The sequence below is a fragment of the Mycolicibacterium sp. MU0050 genome (assembly GCF_963378085.1).
GTDB lineage: Bacteria > Actinomycetota > Actinomycetes > Mycobacteriales > Mycobacteriaceae > Mycobacterium > Mycobacterium wendilense.
This window is the reverse complement of record NZ_OY726395.1, coordinates 359,611-385,635: the sequence shown is the minus strand read 5'-3', so window position 1 is coordinate 385,635 and position 26,025 is coordinate 359,611. Positions and strand designations below refer to the sequence as shown.

Genomic DNA, 26,025 nt, shown 5'->3' with positions numbered 1-26,025 from the left:
GGGTCATGGTGCGGTCTCGTCGGACCGCACGAGGACGATGTCGGCGGCCGTCCGCGGGTGGTTCCGCGCGATGAACTCGCGTTCGTGATGGGCCCACCGATCCCAGTGTGGCGCAAAGGTTTCGCCGTCACGGCGCAGCGCGCGGCGCTTGCGGTCGGCGGCGGGCATCTCGATCCAGATCCCCAGATCGGCCAGCGCCCGAGTGGCCGGTGTCAGCGCACCCACGCCCTCGACGATGATCCGCCGCCGCGGCGGGACGGTGTGCCACTCCGCAGGCGCCCCGGCGGACCAGTCCCAGCGCCGCCACCGGCCGGGCCGGCCGGCCGCTCGCGGTGCCAGCAGTTGCTCGCGGACGTGCTCGCTGGCCCATGACAAACCGTCCCAACCCGGATAGATGTCGTCGAGGCTGATCACCTGGCTGCCGGTCCAAAGGTCGCGCAATTCCTGGGCCAGGGAGGTCTTCCCGGCCCCGGACCGGCCGTCGATCAACACCGTGGTCGCCTCGGCGGGAATTCGCCGCAGCAGGTCAGAGGTTTCCAATGAAGTTCCAATGGCCGGTTCCGACGGACACCCCGACCGCGACGGCGACAATGCCGAAGGCCGCCAGTATCAACGCGATCTCGCGGCCGCCGAACGGCGACGGGCGGGCCCAGGTCCGGGTGGGGTGGGCCCCGAAGCCGCGCGCCTCCATCGCGGTGGCCAACGTGGACCCCCGCCGGACCGCGAAGACCAGCAACGCGAAGGCCTGCCCGGCGACCCGGCGCAGCCGCGCGTGGTCGGCGACCCCGCGGGCCCGCCGCGCGAACCCCAGATATTGCCAGTCCTGCCGGAGCAGCCCCACCAGGCGCAGGCCGGCCAGCGCCCCCACCACGAATCTGGCGGGCAGCCGCAGCACCTGGCCGAGGCCGTCGGCGAGTTCGGTCGGGTCGGTATCGATGAACAGCAGCACCGACGGCAGCGCGATGGCGAGTACGCGCAGAAATGTGGCCGCCGCCAACGTGATCGAGCCGTCGCTGACGGTGATGAGCAGGAAATGCCAATACACGGTGCCGCTGGATTGGCCGTAGAGCAGGATGGTGACCGCGGTGAGACCGGCGGCCAGCAGCACCAGCGCGCCCCGGACCGCCATCAGCCGCGGCGGCACCCGCAGCACCAGCAGGAGCGCGATCTCGAGGACGAGCGCCGTCAGGGCCGACACCCAGTCCACGCTGAAGATCAGGCCGAGGGCGAGCACCGACGCGGCGGCCAGCTTGGCGACCGGGTTGATGCCGGCGCGGTCGGCCACGGTGTCGGGGAGGGCGGCGCTCATCAGCGGGTCTCGGTGGCGTCGGGGGTCGGCAGCTCGATGTGCCGATCGGCGAGCAGCTCGGCGAAGAGCAGGTCGTGGGTCACCGCGACGACAGCGGTTCCGGCCTCGACGATCTCGGCGAGCAGCCGCACCAGTTCGGTCCAGGTGGTGCGGTCCTGACCGAAGGTCGGCTCGTCGAGGACGATCAGCTCCGGCTGGGTCGCCAGGATGGTCGCCACGGACAGCCGGCGTTGCTCGCCGCCGGACAGCGTGTAGGGATTCGCGTCGGCCAGACCGGTGAGCCGCAACCGTTCCAGCAGCCCATCGCAAAGTTGCGCCACCGTCGTCGCGTCGCGCCCGAGGGCGCGGGGCCCGCAGGCCAGCTCGTCGCGGACGCTGCCGGTGAGGAACTGGTGTTCGGGATTCTGGAAGACGCTGCCGATCCGGGTGAGCAGCTCGCGGGACCGCCAGGCGATCGGCTCGCGCCGGTCCACGGCCGGGGACAGCTCGGCGTCGGCCCGGACCCGTCCCGCGCGCGGCGGCAACAAGCCGCCCAGCGTCAGCGCCAGGGTGGATTTCCCCGACCCGTTGGCCCCGGAGACGACTGTCGTTGCGCCCCTGCTGATTTCGATGTCGTTGATCGGGGTTGGTGGACCCGCCGGATATCCGACGGTCAGGTCGGCGGTGTGCAGCAGCGGTGCACCGACGGCAGCGGCGCGGGCGATGGCGGGCAGTTCGACGCCGGGCACCCAGACTCCGGCGCGGGTCAGCAGTTCGCGCTGGGTGCCGATGACGTCGGCGGGCGCCCCATCGGCGATGAGTTCGCCATCGGCGCCCAACACGACCACCCGGTCCACCACGGGCAGCCACACCTCGGTGCGGTGTTCGACGACCACGAGCGTGGCGCCGCTCTGCGCGACGGCCGCGGCGACCGCGTCGCGCACCTCGAGGACGCCGGCGGGATCGAGGTTGGCGGTCGGCTCGTCCAGCAGGATCAGGCCCGGATTCATCGCGAGCACCCCGGCCAACGCGAGGCGCTGCTGCTGCCCGCCGGACAGGCGCGCGGTCTCGCGCCGCAACGGCAGCGCCAGCCCCACCGCGTCCAGGGCGCGTCGCACCCGCGGCCAGATCGCCTGCCGCTCGACGTTGAAGTTCTCCATCCCGAACGCCACGTCGTCGCCGACGCGGGACAGGATGACCTGGGAGTCAGGATTCTGCAGCACCATGCCGATGCGATGGCGGCGCTGCACCGGCGGTGCCCCGTCGACCAGCAGCCGGCCGCCCTCGTCACCCTCCTCGGCGCCGCCCAACAGACCCGCAAGTCCTTGCAGCAGTGTGGATTTGCCCGACCCGCTGGCCCCGAGCAGCAACACCCGCTCGCCCGCGGCGATGTCGAGGTCCAGTTCGCGCACGGCCCGTCGGGCCCGGCCGGCGTGCCGCCACGACCAACCCCGCGCGACGACGGCAACCCCGGCCGCACTCACCGCGCGACGTCGCTGCTCGCCACCGCCCGCCCCGAGGCGAAACGCGACAACGCGCCGGTCTTGGCCAGACCGCGGACCGCGAACCACGACAGCACACCCGCGAGCAGCGCCCCGGAGACGATCCCGGCGACGGTGTAGGTGGCGGCGAAGGCCATCGCCGCACCGGGATACCAGAGAACGAGGTCGTTGAGGGCCATCGCCAGGCCGGCGGTGGCGCCGGCGAGCACCGCGACCGGCAGGTTCCACACCCGGTACAGGAACACCGCGAACACCAGCTCGGCGCCCAATCCCTGGACCAGGCCGCACTCGAGGGTGAGCACGCCCCACTGGTTGCCGACCAGCGCCGACACCGTGGCGGCGACCAACTCGCCGTAGAGCGCCGCCCCCGGCTTGCGGATCACCAGCCCCACCAGCACCCCGGCGAACAGCCACCCGCCACCGGCCAGGGCCTGCAGGCCCGGCAGCAGCGCACTGAGCGGAGCGGTCAGCGGGTTGGAGGCGATGTTCCACAGCACGAACACCAGCCCGGCCGCGACCGCGAGCACGCTGGCCACCACGATGTCGACCACCCGCCAGCGATACACCCGAGGCCGGCCTCGGTCGCCGACGACATCAGGCTCGGAATGGTCCGTCATCTGCTGTTCACTCCCTACGCCGGCATTACCCGGACAGGTGCATACGGTCGACGGCCCGCAGCCGTCCTCTCAGCGCACTCGGCGTGCACTCCCGCGTGGTTCTACTGGCACCAAGGTAGCGCAGCCGGACCACGCCGAGCGCGGCGGCGAATTCGCACTCCCGGGCAAACAACTCCCGGCGCCGCGTGCGGCGGTATGCTCCCCCTGCTGCGGTGTACGGGAACTCGGTGAAAATCCGGGGCGGCCCTCGCCACTGTAAGCGGGAAGACGGTGTCCTCCACGCCACTGCTCGGGCATCACGCCCGGGTGGGAAGGCGGACACCGCCGTTGCGGACCATCGAACGTGGTCCACGGGACCCGTGAGCCAGGAGACCGGCCTCAGCACCGACATCGATGCCCACGAGGTGCTGGGCGGAAAGGCATACGACCATGCACATTGCTGAGGGGTTCCTACCCCCGGCGCACGCGGTGGCCTGGACCATCGCCGCGGCGCCCTTCGTCATCTACGGCGCCAGACAGGTGGTCGTGACCGTCCGGCAGCACCCCTCGGCGGGCCCGCTGCTGGCCGCGGTCGGCGCGTTCTCCTTCGTCATGTCGGCGATCAAGCTGCCGTCGGTGACCGGGTCGAGTTCGCACCCCACCGGCACCGGCCTGGGCACCGCGATCTTCCGACCGCCGGTGATGGCGTTCCTGGGCACCATTGTCCTGCTGTTCCAGGCCCTGCTGCTGGCGCACGGCGGGATCACGACTTTGGGGGCCAACGCCTTCTCGATGGCCATCGCCGGGCCGTGGGCCGGCTTCGCGGTGTTCTTCGCGCTCCGCCGGGCCGGGGTCGGCCTGCTGCCGGCGGTGTTCGCGCTGGCCTTCGTCGCCGACCTGGTCACCTACGTCGTCACCAGCCTGCAGCTGGCGCTGGCCTTCCCGGCCGCCGAGGGCGGCTTCGCGGAGAGCCTCGTCGAATTCTTGGGTGTCTTCGCGATCACGCAGGTGCCGCTCGCGATCGTCGAGGGCCTGGTCACCGTGGTCGTGGTGCGCGTGCTGATCCAGGTGGCGTCGTCGGAACTGTTGAAACTGGGGTTCCTCAGGCGCAAGGACGTGCCGGCAGGCGCGGACGACGAGATCGTGGAGGAGCGAGCATGAGTACCGGAACCGACCACCGCTCCGGGCGTTCCGTCGCGGTGCTGACCCTTGCCCTGCTGGCGCTCGCGGCCGCAATCGCCGTCGCGTCCCTGCTCTACGGCTACGCCCGCGACGCCGACGCCGAGTTCGGCGGCGCCGACGGCCAAGCCGAGGAAGTGATCACCGAGATCCACGAGGACTACGAACCGTGGTTCTCCCCGCTGGTCGGCGAGTTGCCCGGCGAGGTCGAGTCCGGGCTGTTCGCGCTACAGGCCGGACTCGGCGGCATCGTCCTGGGCGGCGCGATCGGTTGGTACGCCGGCCGGCACCGTGGCCGGACGGAGACCCTGTCCGCGACGGCCTCGGGCGGCGACGACGCGTGACGCGGTGACGGCGGTGTCGGTCCCGTGAACCCGCTGGAGGTCAGCGCCGCGCAGAACCGGTGGTCGACCGATCCCGCCGCCGAGAAGGTCTGCCTCTACGGCGGGCTGCTGCTGTGCGCGATGCTGCTGCCCCCGCGCACCGGCGCGCCGCTGGTGTTGCTGGCCACGGCGGTGGCGACGCTGGGCCTGGCGCGGGTCCGGCCACGCCTGTTCGTCCTGGCGCTGCTGGGGCCCGCGGTGTTCATCGCGATCGGGTCGCTGCCGATCGCGGTGAGCCTGCGGGGCGGGCCGCACTTGGAACCGGGCGGCGTCGAGATCGCAGTGAACACCGCGCTGCGGTCGATCGCCGCGTCGGCGGCGACCATCGGCTTGGCCATGACGACGTCGATGGCCGACCTGCTCGACCTGGCGCGGCGGGCCGGGATGCCGGCGGCGCTGTGCCACGTGGCCGACCTGACGTTCCGGTTGGTCGGAATTCTCGTGCGGTCCGCGCGGACGGCGCGGGAGGCGGTCACCCTGCGGCTGGGATTGCGGGACCCGCGGGGCGCGATCGTGGTGATCGGCGCGCAGTCGGCGCTCATCTTCGTGCGCGCCACCGGGCGGGCCCGGGCCATGTCGGAGGCGATGTCGCTGCGCGCCGAACCGGGCATGACCGCGGTGCTCACCGCCGACCGGCCGGTGCGCCCGGCCCGGCTGGCCGTGATCGCCGCGGCGCTGACGGTCGTGGCGGTGGCCGCGGTGGCGAGTTGGCGGGCCTGGCAGGGTGTGTGACGTGGACGGGATCCTGGCGCTGCGCGACGTCGGGTTCTCCTATCCGCGGGGGCCGCAGGTCTTCGACGGCGTCAGCTTGTCGCTGCAGCCCGGTGAACGGATTGCGCTGTTGGGCGCCAACGGATCCGGCAAGACGACCCTGCTGCGCATCCTGGTCGGTCTCGCCACGCCGACGACGGGCGCGGTGCTGCTCGACGGCGCCGCGCTGAAGTCCTCCCGCGCAGACCGTACCCGGCTGCGGACCCGGGTGCAGATGGTGCTGCAGGAACCCGACGACCAGATCGTCGGGGCGACCGTGCGCGCGGACGTCTCCTTCGGGCCGGCCAACCTGGGCCTGGACCGCGCGGAGGTGGTGGCCCGCGTCGACGAGGCGATGGCGGCGCTGGGCATCGGCGACCTCGCCGACCGCACCCCCAACCATCTGTCCTTCGGCGAGCGCAAGCGGGTCAGCATCGCCGGGGCGGTGGCGATGCGCCCGCGCGTGCTCCTGCTCGACGAGGCCACCGCCGGGCTGGATCCGCAGGCGGTCGAGGAACTCCTCGACACGCTCAGCGCGCTGGCCGACGCGGGCACCGCCGTCGTCCTGGCCACCCACGACGTCGACGTGGCGTGGACCTGGTCCCGCGAGAGCCTGGTGCTGGGCGACCGCACCGTGCGGCGCGGCACAACCCATGAGCTGCTGTGCGACGACGAGTTGCTCGCCGGCGCCCGGCTGACCATTCCGTGGGGTGCTGCGGTCTCGCGCAGGCTGAACCGGATCGTGCTCCGCCCCGACGAGGTATGACCGCGACGCGCGACGGGCGGTGACCCCGTGAGGAGTCACCGCCCGTCGTGGGTATCTCGGACTATTCGGCCGCGGTCGCGGAACCCGATCCGCCGGCGCCCGCGCCGGCGAGGTCCGGCTCATCGGTCGACACCGCCTTGGGCGAACCGGTGAAGGTGAACCGGGCGTCTTCGCCGGCCCCCTCGCCGTCCCAATTCTCGACGTCGACGGTGATGAGCTGACCCGGCCCGATCTCGTCGAACAGGATCTTCTCGCTGAGCGCGTCCTCGATCTCGCGCTGGATGGTGCGGCGCAGCGGCCGCGCACCCAGCACCGGGTCGAATCCGCGCTTGGCCAGCAGCGCCTTGGCCTGATCGGTCAGGACCATCTCCATGTCCTTGGCCTTCAGCTGGTTGCCGACCCGACCGATCATCAGGTCCACCATCTTGATGATCTCGTCCTGCGTGAGCTGGTGGAACACGATGATGTCGTCGATGCGGTTGAGGAACTCCGGCCGGAAGTGCTTCTTGAGCTCGTCGTTGACCTTGAGCTTCATCCGCTCGTAGTTGTTCTCACCGCCACCCTGGGTGAAGCCCAGACCGACCGCCTTGGAGATGTCGGACGTGCCCAGGTTCGAGGTGAAGATCAGCACGGTGTTCTTGAAGTCGACCGTGCGGCCCTGACCGTCGGTGAGACGGCCGTCCTCGAGCACCTGCAACAGGGTGTTGTAGATCTCCTGGTGGGCCTTCTCGATCTCGTCGAACAGCACCACCGAGAACGGCTTGCGCCGGACCTTCTCGGTGAGCTGGCCGCCCTCTTCGTAGCCGACGTAGCCCGGAGGGGCACCGAACAGCCGCGACGCGGTGAAGCGGTCGTGGAACTCGCCCATGTCGATCTGGATGAGCGCGTCGTCCTCGCCGAACAGGAAGTTCGCCAGCGCCTTGGACAGCTCGGTCTTACCGACACCGGACGGGCCGGCGAAGATGAACGAGCCGGACGGGCGCTTGGGGTCCTTCAACCCGGCGCGGGTACGACGGATCGCCTTGGAGACTGCCTTGACGGCGTCCTCCTGGCCGATGATCCGCTTGTGCAGCTCCTCCTCCATGCGCAGCAACCGAGTGGTCTCCTCCTCGGTCAGCTTGAACACGGGGATGCCGGTCCAGTTGCCCAAAACCTCGGCGATCTGCTCGTCGTCGACCTCGGCGACCACATCGAGATCACCGGAGCGCCACTGCTTCTCGCGCTCGGCGCGCTGGGCGACCAGCTGCTTCTCGGAGTCCCGCAGCCGCGCGGCCTTCTCGAAGTCCTGCGCGTCGATCGCGGATTCCTTCTCCCGGCGGGCGTCGGCGATCTTCTCGTCGAACTCGCGCAGATCCGGCGGAGCCGTCATCCGGCGGATCCGCATCCGGGCACCGGCCTCGTCGATCAGGTCGATCGCCTTGTCCGGCAGGAAGCGGTCGTTGATGTAGCGGTCCGCCAGGGTGGCGGCCGCGACGATCGCGCCGTCGGTGATCGACACGCGGTGGTGCGCCTCGTACCGGTCGCGCAGCCCCTTGAGGATCTCGATGGTGTGCTCGACCGTCGGCTCGCCGACCTGCACCGGCTGGAAGCGGCGTTCCAGCGCGGCGTCCTTCTCGATGTACTTGCGGTACTCGTCGAGGGTGGTGGCACCGATGGTCTGCAGCTCACCGCGGGCCAGCTTCGGCTTCAGGATCGACGCCGCGTCGATGGCGCCCTCGGCCGCCCCGGCACCCACGAGCGTGTGCAGCTCGTCGATGAACAGGATGATGTCGCCGCGGGTGTTGATCTCCTTGAGCACCTTCTTCAGGCGTTCCTCGAAGTCACCGCGGTAGCGGCTGCCGGCGACCAGCGAACCCAGGTCCAGCGTGTAGAGCTGCTTGTCCTTGAGCGTCTCCGGCACCTCGCCGTGCACGATGGCCTGCGCGAGGCCCTCGACCACGGCCGTCTTGCCGACGCCGGGCTCACCGATGAGCACCGGGTTGTTCTTGGTGCGACGGGACAGCACCTGCATGACCCGCTCGATTTCCTTCTCGCGGCCGATGACCGGGTCGAGCTTGCCGTCGGCGGCGGCGGCGGTCAGGTTGCGACCGAACTGATCGAGGACCAGCGACGTCGACGGGTTGCCGGACTCGCCGCCCCGCCCGCCGGTGCCCGCCTCGGCGGTCTCCTTGCCCTGGTAGCCGGACAGCAGCTGAATGACCTGCTGGCGCACCCGGGTGAGCTCGGCGCCGAGCTTGACCAGCACCTGCGCAGCCACGCCCTCGCCCTCCCGGATCAGGCCGAGCAGAATGTGCTCGGTCCCGATGTAGTTGTGGCCGAGTTGCAGCGCCTCACGCAGGCTCAGCTCGAGCACCTTCTTGGCGCGCGGCGTGAACGGGATGTGGCCGGAAGGGGCCTGCTGGCCCTGACCGATGATCTCCTCGACCTGGCTGCGCACGCCCTCCAGGGAAATGCCCAGCGACTCGAGTGACTTGGCGGCCACGCCCTCACCCTCGTGGATGAGGCCCAGCAGGATGTGCTCGGTGCCGATGTAGTTGTGGTTCAGCATCCGGGCTTCTTCTTGAGCCAGGACGACAACCCGACGTGCTCGGTCGGTGAATCTTTCGAACATCCGTGGTTACCTGCTTCCCTCGATAGCGCAAACGGCGCCCGTCCGCGGGTGAGCGCTTTGCCTGCCATCCACTGTAGTGGTCGGAGGTGGATGGGGAGTTACCTTGGTACCCGCCTGGGGCTCAAGAGGCCCCGCCCGGTCCCCCTGTCCGTTCTGGACTTAGTAGAGCAACGTCGGGATACCCCGATTCGTTTCCTCGGTGCTTCGCCGCTAGCGAAAAGCCACCCCGGGCAGCAATTTCCTCCCGGCGCAGGGAGGGGACGCCTCAGTTCGCGGCGTGGAAGGCCTCGATGACGTCGGCGGGAATGCGGCCGCGCGTCGACACATTGTGGCCGTTGCGCCGGGCCCATTCGCGGATCGCGGCGCTCTGCTCGCGGTCGATGGCGCCGCGGCCGCCCTTGGCCGGCGCACGACCCCGGCGGCGGCCGCCGACCCGACGGCCCGATTCCACCCATTTCTTCAGATCGGAACGCAATTTTGCGGCGTTCTTGGTCGAAAGGTCGATCTCATAGGTGACGCCGTCGAGCCCGAATTCCACAGTTTCGTCAGCGGAGCCTTCACCGTCGAAATCGTCGATCAGGGTGACGGTAACTTTCCTCGCCATTAGCTCACTGACCCTTCTGCGATGCGATTAGCAGGGACTGCACTCATTGCAATCTACCCGTCAGTATTCCAATGTGCCACAGGAATCGGGGCCGTTCAACAACCCGAGAAAACCCGCAGGGTCAGTTCGACTGTCGACGCACAATGGGGAACAAAACGGTGTCCCGAATTGACAGGCCGGTAAGCGCCATCAACAACCGATCGATTCCCATTCCGGTGCCCGTGGTGGGCGGCATCGCATACTCCATGGCGGCCAGGAAATCCTCGTCGAGCTGCATGGCCTCGTCGTCACCGGCCGCGGCCGCCAACGCCTGGGCAGCGAACCGCTCCCGCTGGATGACCGGGTCGATGAGCTCCGAGTAGCCCGTCGCCAGCTCGAAGCCGCGGATATACAGGTCCCATTTCTCGGTGACCCCCTCGACGCTGCGGTGCTGACGGGTCAAAGGCGTTGTCTCGACCGGAAAATCCCGCACGAACGTCGGTGCCCACAGGTGGTCGCCCACCTTGTACTCCCAGAGTTCTTCGACCAGCTTGCCATGGCCGTAACCACGGTCCCGCGGGATCTCGACCTCCAGCCGGTCAGCAATGCCCCACAAGTGCTCCGCGGATGTCCCCGGGGTGATCTCCTCGCCCAGAGATTCCGACAATGACTCGTACATTTGAAGGAATTGCCATTCGCCATCAAGGTCGTACAGTGAGCCATCCGGCAGGGGGACCTGCCGTGTGCCCAACGCTTCATCAGCGACTTCTTGAATAAGCTCCCGCGTCACCAACGCGGAATCGTTGTAGTCGCCGTACGCCTGGTATGTCTCCAACATCGCGAATTCCGGCGAATGGGTGGAATCCGCGCCCTCGTTTCGGAAGTTCCGATTCAGCTCGAAGATCTTGTCCAAGCCACCCACGACACAGCGTTTCAGGAACAGTTCCGGCGCGATACGCAGGTACAGATCGGTGTCGAGGGCATTGGAATGCGTCACGAACGGGCGGGCGGCCGCGCCACCGGCCTGGGTCTGCAGCATCGGCGTCTCGACTTCGAGGAAACCGCGCCGCTCCAGGGCCGACCGCACGGCGCGGACGACGGCGATGCGCTGCCGAGCGACCTTGCGGGCTTCGGGCCGGACGATGAGGTCCACGTAGCGCTGCCGGACCCGGGACTCCTCGCTCATCTCCTTGTGGGCGACCGGCAGCGGACGCAGGGCCTTCGACGCCATCTGCCAGGAATCGGCGAGCACCGACAGTTCGCCGCGACGGGAACTGATCACCTCGCCGCGGACGAAGACGATGTCGCCGAGGTCGACGTCGCTCTTCCAGGCGTCCAGCGCCTCCTGCCCGGTCGAGGCCAGGCTGATCATCGCCTGCAGCTGCGTGCCGTCCCCGTCCTGCAGCGTGGCGAAGCACAGCTTGCCGGAGTTCCGGGCGAACACGACCCGCCCCGCGACACCGACGGTGTCACCGGTCTGGGTGTCGCGTTCTAGGTCCGGGTAATCGGCCCGGATCTGCGCCAACGTGTGCGTGCGCGGAACCACGACCGGGTACGGGTCGTGGCCTTCGGACAGCAGACGTTCACGCTTGGCCTGGCGAATCCGGAACTGTTCGGGAAGATCGGCCTCACTCACGTCGGGCCAGCCTAAATGACCCGGCGCAATAAACCCATTCCGCGCGGCCCCGGGCGGTTCCTGGACCCCGCCGGCCGCGACAGCTGGTCAGCCCGGCTGCCGGGTCTTTCCGCGGCCACCGTCGCGGTTGCGCTCGAACACCAGCCGCAGGCCGTCGAGCGTCAGATGCCGGTCGTAGCGGGCCGCGGTCTGCAGTTCGGGCAGCAGCAGCGGCGCGGTGTGCCCGGTGGCGACCACCACCACGTCCTCACCGTCGAACCCGTCGATGTCCTCGCGGATCCGCCGGATGATGCCCTCGACCAGGCCGGCGAACCCGAACACCGCACCGGCCTGCATGCACTCGACGGTGTTCTTCCCCACCACCGAGCGCGGGCGGGTCATCTCCACGCGCCGCAGCGCGGCCGAACGCGCGGCCGCCGCATCGGAGGACACCTGAACGCCCGGGGCAATGGCACCGCCGAGAAACTCGCCCTTGGCGGACACCACGTCGACACAGATGGACGAACCGAAGTCCACCACGATGGCCGGCGCAGAATACTTGTGAAAGGCCGCCAAGCAGTTGACAATCCGGTCCGCGCCGACCTCTTTGGGGTTGTCCACCAACAGCGGCACCCCGGTCCGCACGCCCGGTTCGATGAGCACGTGCGGCACCGCGCCCCAGTACTGCTCGAGCATCCCCCTGATCTCGTGCAGGATCGACGGGACCGTCGAGAGCGCGACGGCTCCGGTGAGGCGGTCCGAATCGTCCCCGATGAGGCCGTCGATGGTCAGCGCCAGCTCGTCGGCAGTGACCTCGGGTTCGGTGCGAATCCTCCACTGCTGCACAACTTTTGCGTTGTCGCCCGCACCCGAGACCAAGCCGACGACGGTGTGGGTATTGCGGACGTCGATGGCCAGCAGCACTACCGCAGCCCCCGCGGGGACAGCAACTCGCCGGCGTCGTCGGGCACGTAGGCCGGGTCCGAGGCGTGCTCCCCGAGGTCGATCTGGCGGTTGTCGGCATCGACGAACACGATCCGCGGCTGGTAGGCGCGCGCCTCGGCGTCCGCCATGGTGCCGTAGGCAATCAGGATCACCAGGTCGCCGGGATGGACCAGATGCGCTGCGGCACCGTTGATCCCGATCACGCCGCTGCCGCGCTCACCGGTGATCGCGTAGGTCACCAACCGCGCGCCGTTGTCGATGTCGACGATGGTGACCTGCTCGCCTTCCAACAGGTCCGCGGCGTCCATCAGGTCGGCATCGATGGTCACCGAGCCCACGTAGTGCAGATCGGCGTGCGTGACGGTCGCACGGTGGATCTTGGATTTGAGCATGGTTCGCATCATCAGTTCCTCCAGGCGGGTTCGTGGTGGTCATCGGCGTAGGAGCCGTCGGCGCTGGCGTTGCCCAGCTCGACGGCCGTGTTGTCCAGCAGCCGGGTGGTGCCCAGGCGAGCCGCCACCAAGAGTCGGCCGGTGCCCTGCGCCGGGGCGGGCTCGAGCCACGGGCCGCGCACCTCGAGATAGTCGACCTCGATGTCGGGCACGTCGTCGAGGACCGCGCGCGCCGCGGCCACCGCGGCCGCGGGCCCTTGAGCTGCGGCATAGCGCCCGGCCAGCAGCGCCGCGGACAACGCGCCGGCGCGGGCGCGCTGCTCGGCGTCGAGGTAGCGGTTCCGCGACGACATGGCCAGCCCGTCGTCCTCCCGCACGATGGGGACCCCCACGATCCGTGTGGGCAGGTTCAGGTCGTCGGCCATCTGCCGGATCAGGACCAGCTGCTGGTAGTCCTTCTCGCCGAAGAACGCCCGGTCCGGCCCGACGATCTGCAGCAGCTTGAACACCACGGTGAGCATGCCCGCGAAGTGGGTGGGACGGGCCGCACCTTCGAGCTCGGCGCCGAGCGGTCCCGGATGAACGGTGGTGCGCGGCCCGCTCGGGTACATGGCGGCGGCGTTCGGGGTGAACGCGATGTCCACACCCTCGGCGCGCAACAGCTCCAGGTCGGCATCCAGGGTGCGCGGATAGGCCTCCAGGTCCTCGCCGGCGCCGAATTGCAGCGGATTGACGAAGATCGACACCACCACAACGGATCCCGGCACCTTCTTGGCCGCGCGCACCAGGCTCATGTGCCCGTCGTGCAGGGCCCCCATGGTCGGCACCAGCATCACCCGCCGGCCGGTCTGCCGCAGGGCGTTGGTGACCGCGGACACCTGCGCGGGCGCCGGATAGACGTTGAGCTCGCCGGGCACGAACTTCGGGGCTGGGTTCATTCGCTCACTCCTCCGCGCTGCTCGTACCTCGCAACGCTGCGTCGAATCGCGGCGTTCATTCGCTCACTCCTCCGCGCTGCTCGTACCTCGCAACGCTGCGTCGAATCGCGGCGTTCATTCGCTCACTCCTGCTCACGTCTCAACACTTCGAAAACCTCCGGGGCGGCGTGGGCGCGCTGCGCGGTGCGCAACGACGCGCTCCGGTAGGCCTCGCCGAGGGCGGGGTCCACCTCGTGCAGGGCCGCGAGGTGCCGGGCGACGGCTTGGGCGTCATTGCGCGCCACGGGTCCGGTGAGCGCCGCCTGTCCGCGTTGCAGGGCGTTTTCCAGCGCCGCGCGCGCCAGTGGGGCCAGCACCCGTTCGGCGATGCCGCCAGGCCCGTCGACCACGAGTTCCTGTCCCAACAACTCCTGGCCTTGCAGCGCGGCCCGCAGCGCCTCCACGGCGTCGGCGATCACGGTGACCACGTGGTTGCTCCCGTGGGCCAGGGCGGCGTGATACAGCGTGCGGGCGTCCTCGCGGACGCGCACCGGCTCACCACCGATCTCGAGCACCAGCGACTGCGCGATCGCGTAGCCGACCTCGTCGGCCGCGGTGATCCCGAAGCACGTCTCGGAGAGTCGGACGATGTCCTCGTCGGCGCCGGTGAATGTCATCGCCGGATGCATCGCCAGCGGCAACGCGCCGCGCTCGGTCAGCGGCGCCAGCACGCCGATGCCGTTGGCGCCGGAGGTGTGCGCGACGATGGTGCCCGGCCGCACGGCGTCGGTGGCCGCCAGGCCCGCGACCAGACCCGGCAACTCCGCGTCGGGGACCGTGAGCAGCAGCAGCTCGGAGGCCGCGGCCACCTCCGGGATCGGTTGCACCGGGGTGTCGGGCAGCCGGCGCGCGGCGCGGCGCAGGGATTCGTTCGAGATGGCGCTGCAGGCCACCACGACGTGCTCGGCGCGTTCGAGCGCGAGCCCCAACGCGGTTCCGACCCGGCCCGCGGAGATGACTCCGACCTTGAGCCGGGCCGGTCGCAGGCCGTCGAGACCTTCCGGCTGCACCATGGCAGAGGACCCTCGCAAGTTTCTGTTCGTTCGTTCCAGTCCCGCGCTGCGGGTACCGGACGGTCAGGGCAGAACTTTAGCGGAAAAGCCGGACCACCCCGCGGCCGCCGGTGTCAGTCCTCGCGCCGGCGACGGCGACCGCCCTCGCCCGGGGTGGCCTGGAAGCGGGCCAGCAGCTCGGCGGCGGACTGCCCGCCGCGCCGACGAGGCGGCTCCTCCTCGTCTTCCTCGGGACTGCGGTGCCGCGCCGCACGTTCGGCGTCGGGCGCCGAGACGGGCGGTTCCGGATCCGCCGGCCGGAACGGCGCCGGTGCCGGTGGGAAGGACGCGGCGATGGGGTCCTCGGCCTCGGCCGGTGCCGCATGCCGACCGCGGCGTCGACGGCGCGGCTCACCCGACGATGCCGGCGACTCGGGCTCGGCCGTACGCCACGTCGGCTCCGACGGAGGCTGCCAGGCCGGCCCGGGCTCGGCCGTCGGCGGCTGCCACGCGGGTTCGGCCGGCGGCTGCCACGCGGGTTCGGCCGACGGTGACACCGGCTCGGCCGGCTCAGGGGGTGGCGGTGGCGGTGGGGCGGGGTACGCCGGCTCGGCCGGGCTGGAGTGGCGGCCGCGGCGTCCCTCCGCGACCGGCGGCTGGGACGGGGCCGGCGGCGGTTGCGGCATCGACCAGTCAGCCATGCGAGGCGCCTCGTACGGCGGTGCAGCGGGCGGCGTCACCGGTGGCGCCGGGGTCGGCGGCCGCCAGGTGTTCAGGGGTTCCCAATCAGGCTGCGGCTCGGGCTGCGCCTCGTCCTTCACCGCTCGTCGCGGTTCAGGCGGCTCCGGCTGCGGCGCGGGTTCAGGTGCCCACGGCTCCGGCTCGGGCGCCCGCTGCTCGGGCTGCGGCGCGGCCTCCGGCGGCGTCGGCTGCGGCTCGAAACGCGCCGGCTCGGGTTCGGGATGCGGCGGCGGGGTCGCTGCGGTCACCGGCGGTTGCACCTGGGTGGGCCAGCCACTGGCCTCCGTCGCCCGTTGCGGCCACCCGCGGTCGTCGTCCTCGCGGGCCCGGCGACGCCGCCGCGGCGTGGGTTGTTCCCGCGGGGGTGCGGTCGGCCGCGTTGCCGCCGGCTGCGGCTGCCGCCGCGGGGGTGGCGGCGGGGGCGGCGGCGGTGGCGGCTCCTCCGGCACGTCGATGATGGGACTCTCGTTGGTGCGGCCCATCTCGTCGTCGTGCACCGCGGTGATCCGACTGCTGACCACGCGATCGGAGCGCACCGGCTCCGGGGTCCGGATCCACTCGCCATGGGCGCGGTCCTGTTTGCGGTCCGACTCGAGCGCGGCCCGGTGCGCCAGGTCGGCGTCGAAGAGGATCTCCAGGTTGGTTCGCAATGCCGCCAACTCGGCCCGCAACGCGGCCACCTCGTCCGCGGCCGCCGACCGCAGCTCGGAGGCGATCTCGCGGCGCAGGTGGGTCTCCACCGTCAGCTCGTATTCGCGGCGCGCCGAGATCTCCCGGTCCAGTTGCAGGTCGTAGACCAGTTTCAGATCCCGCACCTTGGCGCTGTCGGCGTCACTTTGTCGGCGATAGATCACCGAGACGAACGCGGCCACCACGGCCGCCCACAGGGCCAGGATGACGGCGAGCTTCAGGAGCTCGACGCGGTTGGTGAAGACCAACGCGGAACTGGCCGCAATGGCGAGGACCAGCAACGCAGTCAGGAGCAGCCAACCCGGCCTGCGGCCGCCGCGCCGAGCCCGGGCGCCGCGGGACAGAACGGTCATGGGCCGACTGTACCTGCGCGAGGTCAGTCCGCGTGTCGGGCGCTTCGGCGATTCCTAATCCCGCTCACTTCGAGTTCGTTCCTCGTCCGGATCCTCGGGGCCGTCCGACGGGGAGCGACAGCAGTGCTGCAACCACAGCGCGGCCACCAGAAGCGCGAACGCGCACACCGCGGCGATCAGCGCGCCCGGGGTATCCGCCTGCGCGACCCGGATGTCGCGCTGCGGCGCCAGATACGCCAGCACGGCCAGCCACCAACCGAGCATCAGCGCGCCCACCCACGCCGACGCCTTCGCGATCACGACGGTGCGCGCCACCGCCAGCGGATTCAGCCGGCCGGGCCCCAGGCCGATCTGCCCCGCGGCGATCTTGGTGCGCACCTGCCAACCCCACACCGCCTCGCCGACGGCGACCGCCGCCAGCGAGATGCCGGTCCACGCCGTCAGCGGCGGAAACCACCGGTAGAGCAGGAACACCGCGAGATAGCCGGCGATGCCGGCCACCAGCACGGCCACCGCGAGGTCACGCTTTCTGGTCGGGCCCATGCAACACCGCGTCGAAACGGCGGACGCCGGCGCGTTCGGCCCCGTCGATCTGGTCGAGCAGCTTGGTCACCGAGCGCTGCGCACCGGCCACCGTGAGGTGCGCGTCGGGTTCGACGTCCAGCCACGGGATCAGCACGAACGCCCGCAGGTGGGCCAGGGGATGCGGCAGGGTCAGGCCGTCGGACCGGGAGAACACCTCCGTGCCCTGCTCGTCGTGCACCGTGATCAGGTCGACGTCCAAGGTGCGCGGGCCCCACTTCTGCCCCCGCATGCGGTCGGCCTCGCGCTCGAGTCGCTGCGCGAAGTCCAGCCAGCCCTGCCCGTCCAACTCCGGATCCTCGGCGATCACCACCGCGTTGAGGAAGGGCCCCTGGTCGACCCCGCCCCACGGCTCCGACTGGTACACCGCAGACACCGCCGACACCCGCTGCCCGAGCTCGTCCACCGCGGTCTGCAGCCGCGCCATGCGGTCGCCGAGGTTGGAACCGATCGACAACACCACGCGGCTCACAGCACCGCCTCCTCGCCGGCAGCGGTGGAGGCCACCGGGATCACCGCGCCGCGGCCGCCGCGGCGCGATCGGCGCGCCACCACCGCCACGTCGGCGAAGTCCAACGGGATCGGCGCCTGCGGCTTGTGCACCACCACCTCCACGGCGTGCACTCGACCATCGGTCATCACGTCCTCGGCGATCTCACCGGCCACCGTTTCGATGAGGTTGCGAGGTGGGCCGCCGACGATCGCGGCGGCCCGCTGCGCGAGCACCCCGTAGTCGTAGGTGTCGGCCAACCGGTCGCTCGCGGCTGCGGCGGCCAGGTCGATCCACAACGTGATGTCGATCAGGAAGTCCTGTCCGTCCCGACGCTCATGCTCGAAGACACCGTGATTTCCACGAACAGCCAAACCGCGCAACTCAATCCGGTCAGTCACCGACACCCTCTCCGCCTGGTTCGTTCCAGGCTCGTAGCACCTTCAACGCGTCCACCGACGCCTGTACGTCGTGCACCCGCACACCCCACGCCCCGTGCGTGGCGGCCAGCACCGAGATGACTGCCGTCGCGGTTTCGCGACCGTCGGGGGGCCGCGGCTCGCCACGCTCGTCGGCCAGCACGGAACCGAGGAAACGCTTCCGGGACGCCCCGATCAGAACCGGCAGCCCGCCGGCCACGAACGACGGCAGGGCGTGCAGCAGGGCCCAGTTGTGCTGCGCCGTCTTGGCGAAGCCCAGGCCCGGGTCGAGGATCAGTTGCCGCTCGGCCACCCCGGCGGCCAGCGCGGCGTCGACAGCGCGCTGCAACTCGGCGCGCACCGTGGCGACCACGTCGTCGTAGTGCGGCACCCGGTGCGGCTCATCGGCTTTCACCGACCGCCAGTGCATCAGCACCCAGGGCACCCCGGCGTCGGCCAACAGCGGGGCCATCGCCGCGTCCGCGCGGCCACCGGAGACGTCGTTGACGATTCGCGCGCCGGCCTCCAGCGCCGCCCGCGCCACCTCGGCGTGCATGGTGTCGATGCTGACGGTGATCCCCTGTGCCGCCAGCTCTTTGACCACCGGGACCACCCGCGCCGTTTCGATCGCCGCGTCGATGCGCACCGCGCCCGGCCGGGTGGACTCGCCGCCCACGTCGATGATGGTGGCGCCCTCGCGGACCAGCCGCAGCCCGTGCGCCACCGCACGTTCGGGATCCAGGTAACGGCCGCCGTCGGAGAACGAGTCGTCGGTGACGTTGACGACCCCCATCACCTCCACACCGCCCCCCTGCTGTGGCGTCATTTACGCAGGATGAGATCCAGCGCCTCGGCCCGAGATGCGTTGTCGGTCTTGAACTGTCCACGCACCGCCGACGTGGTGGTGATGGCCCCCGGCTTGCGGATGCCGCGCATCGCCATGCACAGGTGCTCGGCCTCCATCACGACGATGACGCCGCGCGGATCGAGCTTGCGCATCAGCGCATCGGCCACCTGCGCGGTCAACCGCTCCTGCACCTGCGGACGCTTGGCGTACAGGTCGACCAACCGGGCCAGCTTCGACAGACCCGTCACCCGTCCGTCGTGACCGGGGATATACCCGACGTGCGCCACCCCGTGGAACGCCACCAGATGGTGTTCGCAGGTCGAGTACATCGGGATGTCCTTGACCAACACCAATTCGTCGTGCTGCTCGTCGAAGGTGGTGTTGAGCACCTCGTCGGGATCGAGGTACAGCCCGCCGAACATCTCCTTGAAGGCCCGCGCGACACGGGCGGGGGTGTCCACCAGTCCGTGCCGGTCGGGATCCTCACCGATCGCATACAACAGTTCTCTGACTGCTGCTTCAGCGCGTTCCTGGTCAAACACCGGAACGTCAACCGTAGCCGTAGTTGACTGCGGCTGGGCCATTCATGTCTCCGTTCGTCATCAACCGTTTCCCGGCGGTACGGGCCGGTTCGCATCGTCACCGCGGGGTTCACCGTCGGGTTGCCGGTGCGGTTGCGGTGGATACGGCTGATGCGGGTGTGGCTGACCCGGATAGTTCTGCGGCGGCCAGCCCCCCTGCGGCGGGGGTGGCGGCTGCTGCGGCGGGGGCGGCGGCTGTTGCGGCGGCGGCGGCGGATACCAGCCGGGCTGGGGTTGGCCGGGGCCACCCGGCGGCCAACCGGGCGCGTGCCAGCCCGCGGGCGCGCCGTAGTCCGGTTGCACCGCCCCGGTGTTGTCCGGCGGCGGTGCGCCATTGGCTCCGTTGGTCCCGTTGGGGCCGTGGGAGGTGTTGGCGCCGTTCGCGTTTCGGATGGCGGTCTTGAACGCGGGCTCCGGTGCCGGCTTGGGCCACTCCTCGCCGCGTTCGATCGCGAGCTCGCCCGGGGTCTTGATGGGCGGCTTGTCCGACGGGATGCGCCCGCCGAAGTCGTCGAAGGCGGTGATGCGGGGCCGCTTCTGCACGTCGGCGAGAACCTCCGACAGTTCGGCCTTGTGCAGGGTTTCCTTCTCCAGCAACGCACCGGCGAGCCGGTCGAGCGCGTCGCGGTTCTCGGTGAGGATCTCCCAGGCCTCGGTGTGCGCGGCCTCGATGAGCTTGCGCACCTCTTCGTCGATCTCGCGGGCCACCTCGTGGCTGTAATCGGCCTGGGTGCCCATGGTGCGGCCCAGGAACGGGTCGCCGTGCTCGGTGCCGTAGCGCACCGCGCCCAGCTTGGCGCTCATGCCGTACTCGGTCACCATGGCCCGGGCGATCTTGGTGGCCTGATCGATGTCGGAGGACGCGCCCGTGGTCGGCTCGCGGAACACCAACTCCTCGGCCGCACGTCCGCCCATCGCGAACACCAGGCGCGCGATCATCTCCGAACGGGTCATCAGGCCCTTGTCGTCCTCGGGTACCGCCATCGCGTGCCCGCCGGTGCGGCCGCGAGCCAGGATGGTGACCTTGTAGATCGGTTCGATGTCGGGCATCGCCCAACCGGCCAGCGCGTGGCCGCCCTCGTGGTAGGCGGTGATCTTCTTCTCGTGCTCGCTGATGATCCGGCTCTTGCGGCGGGGCCCACCGACCACCCGGTCGACGGCCTCCTCGAGGGCCGCGGCGGTGATCACGGTGCCGTTCTCCCGCGCGGTCAGCAACGCCGCTTCGTTGATGACGTTGGCCAGGTCGGCGCCGGACATCCCGACGGTCCGCTTCGCCAGGCCGTCCAGGTCGGCGTCGGGGGCGATCGGCTTGCCCTGCGAATGCACGGCCAGGACCGCGCGGCGGCCGGCGAGATCCGGTGCCGCCACCGGAATCTGGCGGTCGAACCGGCCGGGCCGCAGCAGGGCCGGGTCGAGGATGTCGGGACGGTTGGTGGCCGCGATCAGGATGACGCCCTGGCGGTCACCGAAGCCGTCCATCTCGACCAGCAGCTGGTTCAGGGTCTGCTCGCGCTCGTCGTGGCCGCCGCCGAGACCGGCGCCGCGCTGCCGCCCGACCGCGTCGATCTCGTCGACGAAGATGATGCAGGGATTGTTCTGCTTGGCCTGCTCGAAGAGGTCCCGCACCCGGGAGGCGCCGACGCCGACGAACATCTCGACGAAGTCCGAACCGGAGATGGTGAAGAACGGGACGCCGGCCTCACCGGCAACCGCGCGCGCCAACAACGTCTTACCGGTGCCCGGGGGGCCGTAGAGAAGCACGCCCTTCGGGATCTTGGCGCCCAACGCCTGATACCGCGACGGGTTCTGCAGGAAGTCCTTGATCTCGTAGAGCTCTTCGACCGCCTCGTCCGCACCGGCGACGTCGGCGAAGGTGGTCTTGGGCATGTCCTTGGTGAGCTGCTTGGCCTTGGACTTGCCGAAGCCGAAGCCCATCCGCCCGCCGCCCTGCATGCGGGAGAACATCACGAACAGGCCGATGAGCAGCAGCAGCGGCAGCATGTAGATCAGCAACGTGCCGAACGGGTTCGGCGTATTGACGTCGGTGTTGTAGGACGCGCCCTTGCTTTGCAACGCGTCCGTGATCGGAACCGCGAAGCCGGTGGGGAACTTCGTGATGATCTTGTCGGAGTCGCCGGTGTCCCCGTTGGCTTCCTTCAGCTCCAGCCGCAGTTGCTGTTCGCGGTCCTCGATCAGCGCGCTCGAGACGTTCTCGGACTCGATCTGCGCCATCGCCACCGAGGTGTCGACAGGGTGATACCCGCGCGTGTCGTCGTTGAAGAAGAAGAACGACCACACCAGTAGCAGCAGGACACCGATCGCCGTCAGCGTGCGGATCACGTTTTTTCGCTTCATTCGAGCTTCGACCTTGGAGCGGCCAGGTTCCTTTCGGGGTGGCTCAGCGTCCGGGCTGGACGCAAAGGGTGCAACGGGGTTAAGTCAGGCTACCGCTAGACCAACGAACGCCGGTTCCCGACGGTGTGCTTTGGTGAGATCATGCTCACATCAGGCCACCGGTTCGTCGAACGGGACGGCGTCCGACTACGCGTCTTTGACCAGGGCGATCGCGGAGAATCCGGGCAGCCGGTCGTGGTCCTGGCGCACGGCTTCCCCGAACTGGCGTACTCCTGGCGGCATCAGATCCCGGCGCTGACCGCCGCCGGCTACCGGGTGCTGGCCCCGGACCAACGCGGCTACGGCGACTCGGACCGTCCCGCGGCCGTCGAGGCCTACGACATCTTGGCGCTGACCTCGGATCTGGTGGGCCTGCTCGATGACGTCGGCGTCGAGCGGGCGAGCTTCATCGGCCATGACTGGGGCGCGATGGTGGTCTGGCACACCGCGTTGCTGCACCCCGATCGGGTGGCCGCGGTCGCGGGCCTGAGCGTGCCGCCGATCCCGCGGGCCCGGTCCCGACCCACCGAGCGCTGGTTGGAGAAGTTCGGTCCGGACTTCTACATGCTGCGCTATCAGGAACCCGGGGTCGTCGACGCCGAGTTGGCCGCCGATGTCGCCGCCACCATGCGGGACATGTTCGCCGAGGGCCGCACCCCGGCCCTCCCGGCGTGGATCTCGGCCGAGGAGTTCGACGTCTACGTCGAGGCGTTCACCCGGACCGGGTTCACCGGTGCGCTGAACTGGTACCGCAACTACGACCGCAACTGGGCGGCCACCGAGCACCTCACCGATGTGCGGATCACCGCGCCGGCCCTGTTCGTCGGCGGCACCGAGGATCCGGTCCGCGGCACCATGCGTCCCGAACGCGCGTCGGAGGTGGTCGCCGGCCCGTACCGGGAGGAATGGCTGCCCGGCGCGGGTCACTGGCTGCAGCAGGAGCAGCCCGCGGCGATCAACCGGATCCTGCTGGAGTTCCTGGGCGGACCCTAGCTACCGCGGCGCTCACAGGTGATACATCTCCCGGGACATCGCGGCCTGCTCGAGATACCGGTGCCGGCCCGACCCGCGGGCCCCGGGTTCGCCGGGCTCCGCACCGACGGCGCCCACCGACGCCGCCGACGCCAACCGGCCGAACGCCCGCGAGATGCTCGCGGTGATCGCGCCCCACGGCACCGATCTGGGAGTGGGCAAGGTCAGCGGCCCGACCCCGGGATAGCTGCCGACATGTGCTGAGTTGGTAGTCATGATCCTCACCCCGTTTCGCGTACCTGCGGACTCGGGTGAGTCCGTCGGATACCTCCGAAATCGTGGCTCCGCCGGGCCTTTCGGGACACGCGTAATGGGCTACTCGTCTGCGGGGCCCAGTCGTCTGTGGGCGCTGCGGGCCCGCGCCGGTAGGGTGCCACCATGCCGACCGTCGGGAACCTCAGCCGTCTGCGCCGCCTGTCCGCCACGCTCATCGCCGGGCTGACCGTCTTCGCCCTCACCGCCTGTGACGCGGCTCCGGTCACGGGCAACGGGAACGGCGGGACCGGACGCCAGGTGACCGTCGTCGGCTCCGGCCAGGTCGACGGCACCCCGGACACCCTGGTCACCAACGTGGCGGTCAGCTTCGTGGCGCCCCAGGCGACCGCGGCGCTCAACCAGACCAACGAGCGGCAGCGGGCCGTGGTCGACGCGCTGCTGGGCGCCGGCGTGGACCGCGAGGACATCGCCACCAGCCAGGTGAACCTGCAGCCGCGATACGAGCCCGACGGCACCACCGTCGTCGCCTACCAGGCCACCAACGCGATCGACGTGACGCTGCGCGACGTCAGCGCCGCGTCCCGCGCGCTGGCGCTGATCACCAGCATCGGCGGCGACGCCACCCGGATCAACTCGGTGGCGTTCTCCATCGAGGACGATTCGCAACTGGTCACCGACGCCCGGGCCCGCGCGTTCGAGGACGCCCGCCGCCGCGCCGAGCAGTACGCCGAACTGTCCGGGCTGCAGCTCGGCGACGTCATCTCGATCTCGGAGGCCGGCGAGGAGTCCTCGCCGCCCACACCCACCCCGATGCCGCGCGCCATGGCCACCGACGTGCCGTTGTCCCCGGGCGAGCAGACGGTGAGCTTCTCGGTCACCGTGGTGTGGGAGCTGAGCTGAGCGCCGGCTGATCAGCCGGTGGGCACCGGATCGACGGCCGAGACCTCGACCGGGACCCCGTTGAGCACCGAGGTCCCCGACAGCGGATCCAATTGCGTGCCGTCGTTGAGCAGGTTGACGTTCGCCTCGTCCCAGCCGTGCGGGATGGACACGACGCCGGGACGGATGTCGTCGGTGCGCTCCACCGGGATCAGCAGTTCCCCGCCGGGCCCCTTGACCACCGCGATGTCGGACAACCCCAGCGCGGCGGCGTCGTCGGGGTGAATCTGCAGCGTGCACCGGTTGGTCCCGCCGCCCAGATGCATCCAGCTGTTGTTCGAGCGCAGGTGCCGCCGCCCGATCAGCAGCAGGCCCTCGGCGCGACGGGCCAGTGACTCCCGCAGCCGGGCGGTGTCGGCGACCAACGCCGCCGGCGCGAGTTCCACCTTCCCGGATGCCGTCCGCAGCACCTCGCGCAACCGCGGGGGCGAGGGACCCAGGTCGATGCCGTGCGGGGCATCCAGCAGCCGCTGCAGCGTGAGGCCCTGCGGATCCGCGCCGAAGGCGTCGCCGTATGGGCCGACCCGCAACATCATGTCCAGCCGCCGCTCATAGCCGGGCCCGGCGGGCAGCATGGCCACCAGTTCCTCGACGCTCCGTCCGGCGACCGGCGAGTGCGGGTCGGCGACCTCCTTGGCCAGCGTCGCGGCGATCACCTGCTCGTCGGCCAGCGCCGGGTCGGCGTGCACGCCGACCCCGAGCACGGCCAGCGCGATCCGCGTCAGGATCTCGGTCTCGTCGGGGCGGCCGTCCAGCGGCAGCACCGGCGGCGAGTACCGGGCGTTGTTGCGCACCGCGAGGTTGTTGAGCACGAAGTCGAAATGCGGGCTCTGCGACGGCGGGGGCGGCGGCAGGATCACGTCGGCGTGCCGGGTGGTGGCGTTGACGTAGGGGTCGACGCTGATCATGAAGTCCAGGCCGGCCATCGCCCGGGCCAGGCGCTCGCCGTCGGGCGCCGAGAGCACCGGGTTGCCCGCGATCGTGATGAGCGCCTTGAGTTGCCCGTCGCCGGGGGTGTCGATCTCCTCGGCCAGCGCCGCGGCGGGCAGCTCCGAGGTCACCTCGGGATAGCCGGATACCCGGCTGTGCCACCGGCCGACGGCGAACCCCCGGGTGGTGTGCGCCGGACGCGGCTTGGACGCGGTCGGCGCGAGCGGGAACAGCAGCCCGCCGGGCCGATCCAGGTTGCCGGTGAGGATGTTGATGACCTCGATGAGCCAGCTGCCCACGGTGCCGAACTCGACTGTGGTGGTGCCGATCCGGCCGTACACCGCGGCGCTGCGGGCCGCGGCGAGCTCGCGGGCCAGGGTCCGGATGTCCGCGGCGTCGAGGTCGCAATGGCCGGCGACGGCCTCCGGGGCGAAGTCGGCGGCCAGGGCTTGCACCTGCTCCACGCCGCGCACGAGCGCCCCGATGCCACCGAGGTCCTCGGCCACCAGGTTCTCGTCGAACAGCACGTGGACGATCGCGAACAGCAGCGCGGCGTCGGTACCCGGCCGCGGGGCCAGGTGCCAGTCGGCCTGGGCCGCGGTGCGGGTGCGGGCCGGGTCGATGACGGTCAGCTTGCCGCCGCGGCGGCGCAGCGCCTTGAGCTTGCCCGGGAAATCCGGCGCGGTGGCCAGGCTGCCGTTGGACACCAGCGGGTTGGCCCCGATGATCACCAGATGGTCGGTGCGGTCCAGGTCCGGGACCGGGAACGCGAACGGGCTGCCGAACAGGTGCCCGAGGGCCACCTGCTTGGGCATCTGATCCAGGGTGCTGGCGGAGAACACACTGCGGGTCCCGAGTGCCTTGATCACCATGGGCCCGTAGAGCGGGCCGGCCACGGTGTGCGCGTTGGGGTTACCGATGTAGACCCCGACCGAACTGCCGCCGTGCTCGGCGAGCACCGCGCCCAAACCTTCGGCGACCGCGTCGAACGCCTCGGTCCAGCTGACCTCGGTGAGTTCCCCGTCGCGGCGCACCAGCGGCCCCGCCAGCCGGGCCGGGTCGTTGTCGAGTTCGGCGAAGCTGGCGCCCTTCGGGCAGATGAAGCCCGCGCTGAAGACGTCCTCGGCGTCCCCGCGCGCGCCGGTGACCCGGCCGTCCTCGACCGTGAGGGTCAGCCCGCAGGTGGCCTCGCAGATGGGACAGATGCGAAGTTCCGTGCTCATGGCTTGCCT

Annotated in this window: 26 protein-coding genes and 2 riboswitches; of the genes, 6 read left to right on the top strand and 20 right to left on the bottom strand. The window is 70.4% G+C overall.

The genetic code is table 11. The annotated features are described in order from the left end of the window. Positions 1-3: 3 nt before the first annotated feature. The 4 genes from R2K23_RS01890 to R2K23_RS01875 form a co-directional block, all read right to left on the bottom strand. On the bottom strand, positions 4-540 hold the full coding sequence (locus tag R2K23_RS01890) for a nucleoside/nucleotide kinase family protein (protein WP_316513879.1): 537 nt from the start codon (positions 538-540) through the stop codon (positions 4-6). Next, the gene (locus R2K23_RS01885; RefSeq protein WP_316513878.1) at positions 527-1,309 is read right to left on the bottom strand and encodes an energy-coupling factor transporter transmembrane component T family protein; all 783 of its coding nucleotides are present in this window, start codon (positions 1,307-1,309) and stop codon (positions 527-529) included. Before R2K23_RS01885 ends, R2K23_RS01890 begins: the two co-directional genes overlap by 14 nt. Then, positions 1,309-2,772 carry an ABC transporter ATP-binding protein gene (locus tag R2K23_RS01880; protein ID WP_316513877.1) on the bottom strand — a complete coding sequence of 488 codons (1,464 nt, stop codon included), beginning with the start codon at positions 2,770-2,772 and terminating at the stop codon, positions 1,309-1,311. The genes R2K23_RS01885 and R2K23_RS01880 overlap by 1 nt, the downstream gene beginning before the upstream one ends. Next, on the bottom strand, positions 2,769-3,407 hold the full coding sequence (locus R2K23_RS01875; RefSeq protein ID WP_316513876.1) for an ECF transporter S component: 639 nt from the start codon (positions 3,405-3,407) through the stop codon (positions 2,769-2,771). Before R2K23_RS01875 ends, R2K23_RS01880 begins: the two co-directional genes overlap by 4 nt. Next, positions 3,402-3,512: riboswitch (TPP riboswitch) on the bottom strand. (Overlaps the previous gene by 6 nt.) Positions 3,513-3,600: 88 nt before the next feature. Continuing rightward, positions 3,601-3,802, top strand: a riboswitch (cobalamin riboswitch). A 34-nt stretch (positions 3,803-3,836) separates the two neighbouring features. On the opposite strand from R2K23_RS01875, the gene R2K23_RS01870 reads away from it, so the two are divergent. The 4 genes from R2K23_RS01870 to R2K23_RS01855 are packed head-to-tail and all read left to right on the top strand — an operon-like array spanning position 3,837 to position 6,464. Next, the gene (locus R2K23_RS01870) at positions 3,837-4,547 is read left to right on the top strand and encodes an energy-coupling factor ABC transporter permease (RefSeq protein WP_316513875.1); all 711 of its coding nucleotides are present in this window, start codon (positions 3,837-3,839) and stop codon (positions 4,545-4,547) included. Beyond that, the gene (locus R2K23_RS01865) at positions 4,544-4,909 is read left to right on the top strand and encodes an energy-coupling factor ABC transporter substrate-binding protein (protein WP_316513874.1); all 366 of its coding nucleotides are present in this window, start codon (positions 4,544-4,546) and stop codon (positions 4,907-4,909) included. The genes R2K23_RS01870 and R2K23_RS01865 overlap by 4 nt, the downstream gene beginning before the upstream one ends. A gap of 24 nt (positions 4,910-4,933) precedes the next feature. Then, positions 4,934-5,680, top strand: a complete 747-nt coding sequence (locus R2K23_RS01860; RefSeq protein WP_316513873.1) for a CbiQ family ECF transporter T component — start codon at positions 4,934-4,936, stop codon at positions 5,678-5,680. 1 nt (position 5,681) lies between these two features. Further along, entirely contained in the window at positions 5,682-6,464 is a 783-nt protein-coding gene (locus R2K23_RS01855) for an energy-coupling factor ABC transporter ATP-binding protein (protein ID WP_316513872.1), read from the top strand. Between the two features lie 61 nt (positions 6,465-6,525). Here the strand turns inward: R2K23_RS01855 and R2K23_RS01850 are convergent, their stop codons facing one another. From R2K23_RS01850 to ftsH, 14 genes are all read right to left on the bottom strand, one after another. Then, the gene (locus R2K23_RS01850; RefSeq protein WP_316513871.1) at positions 6,526-9,075 is read right to left on the bottom strand and encodes an ATP-dependent Clp protease ATP-binding subunit; all 2,550 of its coding nucleotides are present in this window, start codon (positions 9,073-9,075) and stop codon (positions 6,526-6,528) included. 265 nt (positions 9,076-9,340) lie between these two features. Then, positions 9,341-9,679, bottom strand: coding sequence for a histone-like nucleoid-structuring protein Lsr2 (gene lsr2, locus R2K23_RS01845; protein ID WP_316513870.1), 339 nt, complete (start codon positions 9,677-9,679; stop codon positions 9,341-9,343). Positions 9,680-9,800: 121 nt separating this feature from the next. After that, positions 9,801-11,294 (bottom strand): lysine--tRNA ligase, encoded by a 1,494-nt coding sequence (gene lysS / locus R2K23_RS01840; protein ID WP_396892863.1) that lies wholly within the window; start codon positions 11,292-11,294, stop codon positions 9,801-9,803. A gap of 87 nt (positions 11,295-11,381) precedes the next feature. Continuing rightward, positions 11,382-12,197, bottom strand: coding sequence for a type III pantothenate kinase (locus R2K23_RS01835; RefSeq protein WP_316513868.1), 816 nt, complete (start codon positions 12,195-12,197; stop codon positions 11,382-11,384). Then, a complete protein-coding gene (gene panD / locus R2K23_RS01830) occupies positions 12,197-12,622 on the bottom strand; it encodes an aspartate 1-decarboxylase (protein ID WP_316513866.1) in 426 nt (141 codons plus the stop codon). Before panD ends, R2K23_RS01835 begins: the two co-directional genes overlap by 1 nt. Continuing rightward, positions 12,622-13,548 (bottom strand): pantoate--beta-alanine ligase, encoded by a 927-nt coding sequence (gene panC, locus R2K23_RS01825; RefSeq protein ID WP_316513864.1) that lies wholly within the window; start codon positions 13,546-13,548, stop codon positions 12,622-12,624. Before panC ends, panD begins: the two co-directional genes overlap by 1 nt. Before the next feature lie 122 nt (positions 13,549-13,670). After that, positions 13,671-14,600, bottom strand: coding sequence for a Rossmann-like and DUF2520 domain-containing protein (locus tag R2K23_RS01820; RefSeq protein ID WP_316513863.1), 930 nt, complete (start codon positions 14,598-14,600; stop codon positions 13,671-13,673). A 113-nt stretch (positions 14,601-14,713) separates the two neighbouring features. Next, positions 14,714-16,363: a DUF6779 domain-containing protein gene (locus R2K23_RS01815; RefSeq protein ID WP_316513862.1), complete on the bottom strand. Its 1,650-nt coding sequence runs from the start codon at positions 16,361-16,363 to the stop codon at positions 14,714-14,716. A gap of 54 nt (positions 16,364-16,417) precedes the next feature. Continuing rightward, positions 16,418-16,906 carry a DUF3180 domain-containing protein gene (locus R2K23_RS01810; RefSeq protein WP_316513861.1) on the bottom strand — a complete coding sequence of 163 codons (489 nt, stop codon included), beginning with the start codon at positions 16,904-16,906 and terminating at the stop codon, positions 16,418-16,420. Further along, positions 16,884-17,417 carry a 2-amino-4-hydroxy-6-hydroxymethyldihydropteridine diphosphokinase gene (folK, locus tag R2K23_RS01805; RefSeq protein WP_316513860.1) on the bottom strand — a complete coding sequence of 178 codons (534 nt, stop codon included), beginning with the start codon at positions 17,415-17,417 and terminating at the stop codon, positions 16,884-16,886. The genes R2K23_RS01810 and folK overlap by 23 nt, the downstream gene beginning before the upstream one ends. Then, positions 17,414-17,836, bottom strand: coding sequence for a dihydroneopterin aldolase (gene folB, locus R2K23_RS01800; RefSeq protein ID WP_316513859.1), 423 nt, complete (start codon positions 17,834-17,836; stop codon positions 17,414-17,416). Before folB ends, folK begins: the two co-directional genes overlap by 4 nt. Further along, the gene (gene folP / locus R2K23_RS01795; protein WP_316513858.1) at positions 17,829-18,680 is read right to left on the bottom strand and encodes a dihydropteroate synthase; all 852 of its coding nucleotides are present in this window, start codon (positions 18,678-18,680) and stop codon (positions 17,829-17,831) included. The genes folB and folP overlap by 8 nt, the downstream gene beginning before the upstream one ends. Beyond that, positions 18,677-19,285 carry a GTP cyclohydrolase I FolE gene (gene folE, locus R2K23_RS01790; protein WP_316513857.1) on the bottom strand — a complete coding sequence of 203 codons (609 nt, stop codon included), beginning with the start codon at positions 19,283-19,285 and terminating at the stop codon, positions 18,677-18,679. Before folE ends, folP begins: the two co-directional genes overlap by 4 nt. Before the next feature lie 18 nt (positions 19,286-19,303). Next, positions 19,304-21,637: an ATP-dependent zinc metalloprotease FtsH gene (gene ftsH / locus R2K23_RS01785; RefSeq protein ID WP_316513856.1), complete on the bottom strand. Its 2,334-nt coding sequence runs from the start codon at positions 21,635-21,637 to the stop codon at positions 19,304-19,306. A 141-nt stretch (positions 21,638-21,778) separates the two neighbouring features. On the opposite strand from ftsH, the gene R2K23_RS01780 reads away from it, so the two are divergent. Then, a complete protein-coding gene (locus R2K23_RS01780) occupies positions 21,779-22,669 on the top strand; it encodes an alpha/beta fold hydrolase (protein WP_316513855.1) in 891 nt (296 codons plus the stop codon). A gap of 12 nt (positions 22,670-22,681) precedes the next feature. Here the strand turns inward: R2K23_RS01780 and R2K23_RS01775 are convergent, their stop codons facing one another. Next, positions 22,682-22,924, bottom strand: a complete 243-nt coding sequence (locus R2K23_RS01775) for a hypothetical protein (protein WP_316513854.1) — start codon at positions 22,922-22,924, stop codon at positions 22,682-22,684. A gap of 162 nt (positions 22,925-23,086) precedes the next feature. Here R2K23_RS01775 and R2K23_RS01770 point away from each other — a divergent pair, with 162 nt between their 5' ends. Beyond that, positions 23,087-23,824: an SIMPL domain-containing protein gene (locus R2K23_RS01770; RefSeq protein ID WP_316513853.1), complete on the top strand. Its 738-nt coding sequence runs from the start codon at positions 23,087-23,089 to the stop codon at positions 23,822-23,824. 11 nt (positions 23,825-23,835) lie between these two features. Here the strand turns inward: R2K23_RS01770 and R2K23_RS01765 are convergent, their stop codons facing one another. Continuing rightward, positions 23,836-26,016 (bottom strand): molybdopterin-dependent oxidoreductase, encoded by a 2,181-nt coding sequence (locus R2K23_RS01765; RefSeq protein WP_316513852.1) that lies wholly within the window; start codon positions 26,014-26,016, stop codon positions 23,836-23,838. Positions 26,017-26,025: the final 9 nt, after the last annotated feature.